Origin of the sequence: Rhodococcus sp. D-6 (assembly GCF_040256695.1) — a bacterium.
GTDB classification, from domain to species: Bacteria; Actinomycetota; Actinomycetes; order Mycobacteriales; family Mycobacteriaceae; genus Rhodococcus; species Rhodococcus pyridinivorans.
In genome coordinates this window covers 4515897-4526188 of sequence record NZ_CP132970.1, presented here as the reverse complement: position 1 = coordinate 4526188, position 10292 = coordinate 4515897, and the positions used below count along the sequence as shown (strand labels likewise).

The window sequence follows — 10292 nt, the reverse complement described above, 5'->3', positions numbered from 1 at the left end:
CATGGCTCTGAGCAGCGGCGCCATGATCGCCGACCGTTACCGTCTCCAGCGACTCATCGCGACCGGCGGAATGGGTCAGGTGTGGGAAGGACTCGACACCCGACTCGACCGGCGGGTCGCGGTGAAGGTCCTCAAGGCCGAGTTGTCCGGCGACGAGGACTTCCTCGCCCGGTTCCGTTTCGAGGCCCGCACCACCGCCCAGCTCAACCATCCCGGCATCGCCGGGGTGTTCGACTACGGCGAGACCACCGACGCCGAGGGCCAGTCCATCGCCTATCTCGTGATGGAACTCGTACACGGCGAACCGCTCAACGCCGTCCTGTCGCGGCTCGGACGCCTGTCGCTGCCGCACGCGCTCGACATGCTCGAGCAGACCGGACGCGCCCTGCAGGCGGCCCACAACGCCGGCGTGGTGCACCGCGACGTCAAGCCCGGCAACATCCTCATCACCCCGACGGGCCAGGTGAAGATCACCGACTTCGGTATCGCGAAGGCAGTCGACGCCTCCCCGGTCACCCGCACCGGCATGGTGATGGGCACCGCACAGTACATCGCTCCCGAGCAGGCACTGGGTCAGGAGGCGACGTCCGCGAGCGATGTGTACTCGCTGGCCGTCGTCGGCTACGAGGTGCTGTCGGGACGCCGTCCGTTCCTCGGCGACAGCGTCGTGACCGTCGCGATGAAGCATGTCCAGGAGACCCCGGCGCCGCTGCCGACGGATCTTCCGCCCGAGGTGCGCGAACTCATCGAGATCGCGATGTCGAAGGACCCGGCCTACCGCTATTCGAACGGTGGCGAATTCGCCAACGCCGTCGCTGCGGTGCGGTCCGGACGGCCCGTGCCCCCGCCCGGCAACGTGCCGCCGGTGACCAGCGCCAACCGCGTGCTTCCGCCCGGCGTGCCCGGGACGACGGCCCACACTTCTTCGACCCGTGCCCTGCACCCGACGCAGTACGACCAGACGGCCTATTCGTCGGTTCCCCGCTCGGCTCAGCCGCCGACCGCCGGCCGTCCGCCGGTGGCAGGTCCGCCGACTACGGGAGTGCCCGCCGACGATGACGGACGACGGTCCCCGAGTCCCACAGCGCTGGCCTGGGCCGCAGGTGCGGCAGTGGTGCTCGCCCTCGTGACGCTGGGAATCGTACTGTTGGGTGGCGACGACGAGGAGACCCCGCGCGCTCCGTCTCCGACGACGCAACTCACCACGACCCGCGCGACCACCACGACGACCCGTCCGCCGCTGACCACCACGACGACGTTCGTGCCGCTGCCGCCGCCCGTCGAGACGGAGACCTTCACGCCTCCTCCGACCACGACGACGACGCAGCCGCCGACGACCACGGTGGAGCCGACGACCGAGCCGACCACGACGCAACCGCCCACCACCACGACCGCCCCGACCACGACGACGACCACCACCACAGCGGAGGACACGGGTGGCGGCGACGGCGGCACGGGCGGCGCGGAGGGTAACGGCGACGACGAGACCGACCCCGAGGCCGCCGGTGGAGGGGACGACAATTCATCCGAAACCAGCAACGGTACGAACAACCAAGGAACGTCATGACCACACCCCGCAAGCTCTCCTCCCGCTACGAGCTGGGTGAGATCCTCGGCTTCGGCGGTATGTCCGAGGTGCACCTCGCGCGGGATCTGCGGCTCGGCCGGGATGTGGCCATCAAGGTGTTGCGCGCCGACCTCGCACGCGACCCCACGTTCTACCTGCGCTTTCGGCGCGAAGCGCAGAATGCCGCTGCGCTGAACCATCCGGCGATCGTCGCCGTCTACGACACCGGTGAGGCCGAGACCGAGGCCGGGCCGCTCCCGTACATCGTCATGGAGTACGTCGAGGGCGACACGCTGCGCGACATCGTGCGCGCCGACGGGCCGATGACCCCCAAGCGGGCGATGGAGATCATCGCCGACGTGTGCGCGGCCCTGGACTTCAGCCACCGCAACATGATCGTGCACCGCGACGTGAAGCCGGCCAACGTCATGATCAACAAGGCCGGCGCGGTGAAGGTCATGGACTTCGGCATCGCCCGGGCCATCTCCGACGCCGCGAGCCCGATGACGCAGACCGCCGCGGTGATCGGCACCGCACAGTACCTCTCCCCGGAGCAGGCGCGCGGTGAACAGGTCGACGCCCGGTCCGACGTGTACTCGGTGGGCTGCGTCCTGTTCGAGATCCTTACCGGCGAGCCCCCCTTCAAAGGCGACTCGCCCGTCGCGGTGGCCTACCAGCACGTGCGGGAGGATCCGCCGCTGCCGTCATCGGTGAATTCGTCGGTGCCGCCCGAGCTCGACTCGGTGATCCTCAAGGCGATGGCGAAGAACCCCGCGAACCGCTACCAGTCGGCTGCGGAGATGCGCAGCGACCTGATCCGCGTGCTGAGCGGGCAGCGTCCGAGTGCGCCGATGGTGATGACCGACGAGGACCGCACGACGCTGATCGACTCCGTCGACAACAACACGGGGCGGCACGGCCGCGTCGCGGCCGCCGGTGCCGCCGGGGCACCCGCCGAGGATTCCGGCGGCGGCTCAGTTCTCAAAAAGGTGCTGCTCGGCATCGCTGCGCTCGCCGTGGTCGGTATCGTCGGCGTCTTCCTGTGGTCGCTCGGACCCGGTTCGACGGCCGCCCAGGTCACGGTGCCCGACGTCCGCAACGTCTCCGCCGAGCTCGCCGAGAGCCAGCTGCAGAACGCCGGCTTCCGGGTCTCGATCCAGCAGAAGAGCGATCCGGTCGTCGCGAACGGCAACGTCATCAACACCCGTCCCGTGCCCGGGAGCCAGGCAGAGGAGGGTTCGACCGTCACCCTCGAGGTCTCGACAGGACCGGAACAGGTGCAGATCCCGCGGCTCGAAGGCATGACGCAGGAACGCGCAGCCCAGGAGCTGTCCGCCGCCGGTCTCCGGCTCGACCCGAACGTCGGACGTGCTCCGTCGAATGCCGACGACGAGGACCTCGTCGTCGACCAGAGCCCCGGTGCGGGAGCCAGCGTCGACCGCGACAGCCCCATCACCATCACTTTGGGATCCGGCCCCGAACTGGTGCGCGTCCCCAACGTCGTGGGCCAGACCGTCGAGGTGGCGAGCGACAACATCGAGGGTGCCGGTTTCGAGGTCGTCGTCGAGAACATCGACTCCAGCGAGACCGAGGGCACCGTCGTCTCGACGAGTCCGGCCGGTGGCGCCTCCACCGAACAGGGGTCGACGGTGACGGTGCGGGTGTCCAACGGCGACCGCATCGAGATGCCCGTCGTCACCAACCGGTCGGTGTCGGATGCACTCGCCGCTCTGCGCGGCGCCGGCTGGACGGGCAACGCCTCTCAGCTCCAGCAGACGCGTGAGGCCACACTCGATGTCGATCTCGTCGGCACCGTGATCACGCAGGCCCAGCCGCCGGGTTCGGAGATCTCGAAAAACCAGCCCCTCACCGTGGGCGTCGGTGTGCTCGGCATCCGCTGAACGAGCTTTCGACGAAAGGCGCCGATCCTCGAAGGACCGGCGCCTTTCTCGTCGGAAATGGGGTGCATCAGGCGGCTCCGCCGTCGAGCGCGCGTGCCATCTGCGCCTCGAGGCGCGCGACGAGCGTCTCGTCCGGTGCCTCGCCGCAGGCCGCGAGCCAGTTCGCGAGCATGCGGTGACCGCCCTGGGTGAGCACCGATTCGGGGTGGAACTGCACACCGTGGATCGGCAGCTCGGCGTGACGCAGGGCCATGACGATGCCGGTCTCCGTGTGGCCGGTGGGCTCGAGTTCGGCGGGCATCGTCTCGGGCAGCACGGTCAGCGAGTGGTAGCGGGTCGCGGTGAACGGATCGGGCAGGCCCGCGAGCACACCGGCACCGTTGTGACGAACCAGGCTGGTCTTGCCGTGCAGCAGCTCGGGGGCGCGATCGACGGTCGCGCCGAACGCGACACCGATGGACTGGTGGCCGAGGCACACACCGAGCAGCGGAGTGCTGCTGTCGGCACATGCCTTGACCAGATCGATGCTCGCCCCGGCGCGTTCGGGTGTGCCCGGCCCTGGGCTGAGGAGGATGCCGTCGTACTCCTTCGCGACCCGCGCGAGAGCACCCGGTGCGGTGAGCCGCTCGTCATCGTTGCGCCACACGTCGGCCGTCGTTCCGAGCTGCCCCAGATACTGGACCAGGTTGAAGACGAAGCTGTCGTAGTTGTCGACGACGAGAATGCGCATGAGACGAGGGTACTCAGTGGCCGGTAGAGGGCGACCCGCCCGGTGGCCGGTAGAGGGCGACCCGCCCGGTGGCCCGATTCGGACAGTGCTCCCGGGCACCGCTCAGCGCGCGGACGAACTACCGGTGTAGGCGGGGACCGACAGATCCTCCGACGCCTGCTGCGTGTAGCCGAGTTGATAGCGGGCCGCGTACTGCTTGTAGATGCGGATACCGGGCTCGGCGTCGAGCGCGGCCTGCAGCCGTGCCGGGTCGCCGAGCGCTGTGACGACATAGGGCGGTGAGTAGGTGCGTCCGTGCAGCAGCAGCGTGTTGCCGATGCAGCGTGGCGCCGACGTCGCGACGATCCGCTGATCCTGCATGGCCACGGCCTCGGCACCGCCGGCCCACATCGCGTTGAGCACGCTCTGCACGTCCTGCTGGTGCACGACGAGATCGTCGGGTGAGGCACCGGACGGATAGCGCCCGTTGGCGTCGCGGGGTGCGTCGGTGAGAGTGACGGTCACGCCCGGACCGCGGCGGGCCACGAGTCCGGCCGGGTCCTCGATCGCGGACAGGTCGTCGAGCACCGCGGCGACGTCCTCGTCGTTCACCGCGGCACGGTCCTGGAGTTCGTCGATGCGGGTAGTGAGATCGTCTCGGGTGGCGGCCAGTTCGTCGGCCTTCTCCTGTGCGGCCCGGACCAGATCGGACAGTCGCGGGGAGTCGCCGGCGCGCAGTTCGTCGCCTTCGGACACTCCGCGGGTGGTACCCACGAGCAGACCGGCCACGAGGCAGACGACGAGGGTCGCGACACCCCACACGGGCGCGCGCAGTCGTCGTTCCGACACGTCGTACCTCCGATCCTGGCCTTACGTTAGCGTGATCTCAACAGGTAGTTGACCGACCACTCCATCCGTGTACGACGGGTGGAGACGTGAGAACGAGGACACCATGCCCAAGTCGAAGGTTCGCAAGAAGGACGTCTCCGCGACCCGGACGGTGAGCCGCACACCGGTGAAGGTCAAGGGCACGCCGTCGAGCACGTTGTACGTGACGGTGATGCTCGCCCTGATGGTCATCGGGTTGCTGTGGCTGATCGTCTACTACCTCGCGGCCGAGCAGATCACGTGGATGAACGATCTCGGTGCCTGGAACTTCCTGATCGGTTTCGGGTTCATGGTGGTCGGTCTGATCATGACGATGAACTGGCGCTGACCTCCACCCCGCTCGGGTTACACCGATGTTATTCATCCCCACCTGGGGATAACACTGTGCACAACCCGGTGAGAGGTCCCCGGGGAACGGATCGGAAGAGGACGCAGATGCCCGACGAGACACCGCTGCGGTGGGCGACGCCGCCCGCCGCGATAGCGGCGTTGTCGGCCGCCGGTATCGCCTTGGCCCTGACCGCCGCGGTTGCGGTTCCCGACGCGGCCGGTCGCGTACTGGTGGGTTTCGCGGCGGTGCTCGTCCTCGTGATGGTCGCGCTCGCGCTGCGGCAGCGTCCGCGTCTCGAAGTGCTCCCCGGAGGAACGGGGATCGCGACGATGCGGTTGACGGGTCGTCGCGAGTTCCCGCGCGCGGCCCTGCACCGCGTGCGGATCGTCGAGTACCCGCGCTTCGGGCGGCGCGTGCCGATGCTCGAGATCGACACGATCGACCCCGCGACCGGCACGGAGAACCTGATGATCTTCGGCCGGTGGGATCTGGGCACCGACCCGCGGAACGTGCACGCCGCGCTGGCGATGCGCGATCTCGCGCCCGATCAGACACCCAGTTGATCGCGTAGCCGCACGACGGCGAGCACGATCGCGACCAGCGTCACCGCGACGACCGCGACCAGCGCGATCCATCCGGTGCGCACGATGCGGTCCCGGTCGGTGCCGGCACCGAGATACTGCGGGGCGTAGAGCAGGGCCGCTGTCGCGGCGGCACCGGCGACGAGACCGCCCAGGTGACCCCACAGGGAGATGCCCGGGACGGTGATGCTGATGATCACGTTGAGGCCGACGATGGCCAGCACGGGTGCCGGGCTGCGACGCAGGCGCAGCAGGATGACGGCCTGCGCGCCGAGCAGACCGAAGACCGCTCCCGACGCTCCGGCGGTGACCGCTCCGGTCTCCATGAACATCACTGCGGCGGACCCGCCGAGGATCGACACGAGGTAGACCGAGAGGTACCGGGCGCGTCCGAGCACGAGTTCGGTGTCGCGTCCGATCACCCACAGGGCGAACATGTTGACGGCCAGATGGAGCAGGCCGAAGTGCAGGAATCCGCTGCCGAGGATCCGGATGTACTCGCCGTGCGCGGCGATGATGGGCGGCCACAACGCCCAGTCGAGGAACAGCGCCGAGCCCTGCTCGTTGGTCATCACGCTGCCCGACTGCGCGGCGGTGATGCCGAAGACGAGCACATTCAGCGCGATGAGCACGTACGTCACGATCGGCGAGGGCCGGTCGGAACGGACGGGTGCGCCGGCGATGGTGCGGGCCTGCGGTGTCGACCGTTCGGCCGCGGCGACGCAGTCGACGCAGTGCTGACCGACCGAGGCGGGACGCAGGCACTCGGGGCACGCGGGCCGGCCGCATCGGGAGCAAGCGAGAAGGGTCGGGCGGTCGGGATGGCGAACGCACCGCGGCTGGGGTTGCGGGCCACCACCCTCGGCCGCGGAGCCCCAGCCGGGGTTCGTCATGGGAACTCTCTCAGGAGATGGTGATGCTGTTGATCACGACGTCGTCGACCGGGCGATCGGCGCGGTCGGTGGCGGTGGTCGCGATCGCGTCGACGACCTTCTTCGACTCGGCGTCGACGACCTCACCGAAGATGGTGTGGCGACGGTTGAGGTGCGGGGTCGGGCCGACGGTGATGAAGAACTGCGAGCCGTTGGTGCCCGGGCCGGCGTTCGCCATCGCGAGCAGGTAGCCGCGGTCGAACTGCAGCTCGGGGTGGAACTCGTCGGCGAACTGGTAGCCCGGGCCGCCGCGGCCGGTGCCGGTGGGGTCGCCACCCTGGATCATGAAGCCGTCGATGACGCGGTGGAAGACCGCGCCGTCGTAGAACGGACCGCTGGTCTCGCCCTTGGCGTTCTGGGTCTTGTACTCCTTGGTGCCCTGGGCCAGGCCGACGAAGTTCTCGACGGTCTTCGGCGCGTGGTTGCCGAAAAGCGCAATCGCGATGTCGCCGCGGTTCGTGTGGAGCGTGGCCGTTGCTGTCTGATGCGGTGAAGTCACCCCACCATGGTGCCATTGCCCGCTTCCCGGGCAGGACAGGCGGCGCGGGACACGCTCTCCGGTCACGACCACAGGTCCGGGCGGTATGGAAGAGTGGACGCATGAGCAAGCTGATTCATGCCGAGACCGACGACGTGTGGCTTCCGGCATTCGTGCGACGCCACGACGAATCCGGCAATCTCGCGGGTGCTCTCCGCGTGGCCGGCGAGGGCGCGGTAGCTCTCGCGCAGGGCTCGAGTGCGGCCGGACTGTTCGCAGCACGCAAGGGTCTGGACGTCGCGGGCGAACTGCTCTCGGTGGCCCGGCGGGCCGCGGCCGAGCGGTGTGCCGCGAAGTCGTCCTCTCGTCCGGAGCGCACGGGCAGGCGGTTCGGTCTCGTCGTCGCCGGCGCGGTTGCCGTCGTGGCCGCAGGCGGGGTCGTGTTCTACCGGCGACGACGGCCGGATCACCCTCCGATCGCTCCGGAACCGCCGCGCGTGCGGCCCGCGGAGTCCGCGGCGACGACGACCGACGAGGCCGCCTCGACGCCGGTCTCCCCCGAGTCCACCGACACCTCGGAGGCCTGATCGCCGTCCGCGGTGCCGAATTCTCGTTCCGCCGATCGGATCTCGCGGTCGACGATGAGGCACGCCGCGAAGTAGAGCGCGCCGAGGAAAGTGAGCAGGACGGGGACGAAGGCCAGGAATTCCATGGCCACCTCCGTTCCGATCCGCGATGGGGATCGGCGAGTGACGGGCGGGGCACGTCGTCGGTGACGATTCGAGCGTAGGCGCGTCCGGGAGTACCCGCACGTCCCCGACGACTTCCGCGGTAGTGATCTAGTTCACATCCGACTGCTTCATGATCGACTCGCCCGAACCTGTGATAAGAGACACATCCGGGTGCATACTCACCAGTAGGCACGCGACCCGGAGGCAGTCATGGCAGAGAGCGCCGATGTCCGAATCCCACAGGTCACCGAGCGGCAGGCTCGTGAAGTAGCGGAGCAGGCGCGCGAATCCGAGTGGAACAAGCCGTCCTTCGCGAAGGAACTGTTCCTCGGACGGCTCACCCTCGACCTCGTCCACCCCTTCCCGCGACCGACACCCGACGAGGACTCCCGTACCGAGGAGTTCCTCGCACGCCTGCGCGCCGCGTGCAGTTCGATGGACGGCGGCCGCATCGAACGCGACGCGCGGATACCCGACGAATACGTCCGCGAGCTGGCCGAACTCGGCTGCTTCGGCATGAAGATCCCGCAGGAGTACGGCGGCCTCGGGCTGTCGCAGGTCGCCTACAACCGGGCCCTGACGGTCGTCGCCTGCGTGCATCCCAGCATCGGCGCGCTGCTGTCGGCCCATCAGTCGATCGGTGTGCCGGAACCGCTCAAGCTCGCCGGCACCCCTGAGCAGAAGCAGCGCTTCCTGCCGCGATGCGCGCGCGGCGCCATCTCGGCTTTCCTGCTCACCGAACCCGACGTCGGGTCCGACCCCGCCCGACTCGCGTCCACCGCCATCCCGGTCGAGGACGGCAGCGCCTACGAACTCGAGGGCGTCAAGCTGTGGACGACCAACGGGGTGGTCGCCGAACTGCTCGTCGTCATGGCCCGCGTACCGAAGAGCGAGGGCCATCGCGGCGGGATCTCCGCCTTCGTCGTGGAAGCGGATTCACCCGGCATCACCGTCGAACGCCGCAACTCCTTCATGGGCCTGCGCGGCATCGAGAACGGCGTGACCCGGCTGCACAAGGTGCGGGTTCCGAAGGAGAACCTCATCGGACGTGAGGGCGACGGGCTGAAGATCGCGTTGACGACGCTCAACGCCGGTCGCCTCGCCATCCCCGCGATGTGCTCGGGTGCCGGCAAGTGGGCGCTGAAGATCGCCCGCGAATGGTCGTCGGAGCGGGTGCAGTGGGGCAAGCCGGTCGGTGAGCACGAGGCCGTCGCCGCGAAGATCTCGTTCATCGCCGCGACCACCTACGCACTCGAGTCCGTCGTCGAACTGTCGGGCCAGATGAACGACGAACAGCGCAACGACATCCGCATCGAGGCGGCACTGGCGAAGTTGTGGGCGAGCGAGATGGGATGCCTCATCGCCGACGAACTCGTGCAGATCCGCGGCGGACGCGGCTACGAGACCGCCGAGTCGCTGGCGGCGCGCGGCGAACGGGCCGTTCCCGCAGAGCAACTCGTCCGCGACCTGCGGATCAACCGCATCTTCGAGGGGTCGAGCGAGATCATGCGTCTCCTCGTCGCCCGCGAGGCGGTCGACGCCCACCTGCGCGCAGCCGGCGAACTCGCCGACCCCGATTCGACGGGCAAGGAGAAGGCGCAGGCCGCGGTACGGGCGAGCGGGTTCTACGCCCGATGGCTCCCGAAACTCGTCACCGGCAAGGGACAGCTACCGCGGACCTACAACGAATTCGGTTTTCTGGCAACACATCTGAGGTACATCGAACGCAGCTCGCGCAAGCTCGCCCGCTCGACCTTCTACGGGATGGCCCGCTGGCAGGCCGGACTCGAGAAGCGGGAGAACTTCCTCGGACGGATCGTCGACATCGGAGCCGAGCTGTTCGCCGCGACCGCCGTGTGCGTGCGCGCCGAACGGCAACGCGTCGACGGGCACCCGGGAGCCGACGCGGCCTTCGAACTGGCCGACGCGTTCTGCAAGCAGTCGCGGCTGCGCGTGGAGAAGTTGTTCGACGCCCTGTGGACGAACACCGACGCCGAGGATCGTCGCACCGCGGCCGGCGTTCTCGAGGGCAGATACGAGTGGCTCGAGCGCGGTGTGCTCGATCCGAGCGAGGGCACCGGTCCGTGGATCTCCCGCTGGGAACCGGGCCCGTCGACCGAGACGAACGTCGCGCGCCGGATCATCGACACCCGTCACTCGGTGTAGACCCTGCA

At 68.9% G+C, this 10292-nt stretch carries 10 protein-coding genes; 6 read left to right on the top strand and 4 right to left on the bottom strand.

The window, feature by feature from the left end:
* The first annotated feature begins 1 nt into the window (after position 1).
* Positions 2 to 1567 carry a serine/threonine-protein kinase gene (locus tag RBB84_RS21320; RefSeq protein WP_024102565.1) on the top strand — a complete coding sequence of 522 codons (1566 nt, stop codon included), beginning with the start codon at positions 2 to 4 and terminating at the stop codon, positions 1565 to 1567.
* On the top strand, positions 1564 to 3468 hold the full coding sequence (gene pknB, locus RBB84_RS21315; RefSeq protein ID WP_006550941.1) for a Stk1 family PASTA domain-containing Ser/Thr kinase: 1905 nt from the start codon (positions 1564 to 1566) through the stop codon (positions 3466 to 3468). Before RBB84_RS21320 ends, pknB begins: the two co-directional genes overlap by 4 nt.
* Before the next feature lie 67 nt (positions 3469 to 3535).
* On the opposite strand, the gene RBB84_RS21310 is transcribed toward pknB, so the two are convergent.
* Positions 3536 to 4198, bottom strand: a complete 663-nt coding sequence (locus RBB84_RS21310) for an aminodeoxychorismate/anthranilate synthase component II (protein ID WP_006550940.1) — start codon at positions 4196 to 4198, stop codon at positions 3536 to 3538.
* 102 nt (positions 4199 to 4300) lie between these two features.
* Positions 4301 to 5026: a DUF881 domain-containing protein gene (locus RBB84_RS21305; RefSeq protein WP_024102564.1), complete on the bottom strand. Its 726-nt coding sequence runs from the start codon at positions 5024 to 5026 to the stop codon at positions 4301 to 4303.
* A 103-nt stretch (positions 5027 to 5129) separates the two neighbouring features.
* Between RBB84_RS21305 and crgA the strand changes: the two genes are divergently transcribed.
* On the top strand, positions 5130 to 5393 hold the full coding sequence (gene crgA, locus RBB84_RS21300; RefSeq protein WP_006550938.1) for a cell division protein CrgA: 264 nt from the start codon (positions 5130 to 5132) through the stop codon (positions 5391 to 5393).
* A 107-nt stretch (positions 5394 to 5500) separates the two neighbouring features.
* A complete protein-coding gene (locus RBB84_RS21295) occupies positions 5501 to 5959 on the top strand; it encodes a PH domain-containing protein (protein WP_350246762.1) in 459 nt (152 codons plus the stop codon).
* Here the strand turns inward: RBB84_RS21295 and RBB84_RS21290 are convergent.
* On the bottom strand, positions 5944 to 6870 hold the full coding sequence (locus tag RBB84_RS21290; RefSeq protein WP_024102563.1) for a rhomboid family intramembrane serine protease: 927 nt from the start codon (positions 6868 to 6870) through the stop codon (positions 5944 to 5946). The two genes, RBB84_RS21295 and RBB84_RS21290, sit on opposite strands and share 16 nt — an antisense overlap.
* Before the next feature lie 10 nt (positions 6871 to 6880).
* The gene (locus RBB84_RS21285; protein ID WP_024102562.1) at positions 6881 to 7408 is read right to left on the bottom strand and encodes a peptidylprolyl isomerase; all 528 of its coding nucleotides are present in this window, start codon (positions 7406 to 7408) and stop codon (positions 6881 to 6883) included.
* 101 nt (positions 7409 to 7509) lie between these two features.
* Between RBB84_RS21285 and RBB84_RS21280 the strand changes: the two genes are divergently transcribed.
* A complete protein-coding gene (locus RBB84_RS21280) occupies positions 7510 to 7974 on the top strand; it encodes a hypothetical protein (RefSeq protein WP_006550934.1) in 465 nt (154 codons plus the stop codon).
* A 354-nt stretch (positions 7975 to 8328) separates the two neighbouring features.
* On the top strand, positions 8329 to 10284 hold the full coding sequence (locus tag RBB84_RS21275; protein WP_350246761.1) for an acyl-CoA dehydrogenase family protein: 1956 nt from the start codon (positions 8329 to 8331) through the stop codon (positions 10282 to 10284).
* The last annotated feature ends 8 nt before the right edge of the window (positions 10285 to 10292 follow it).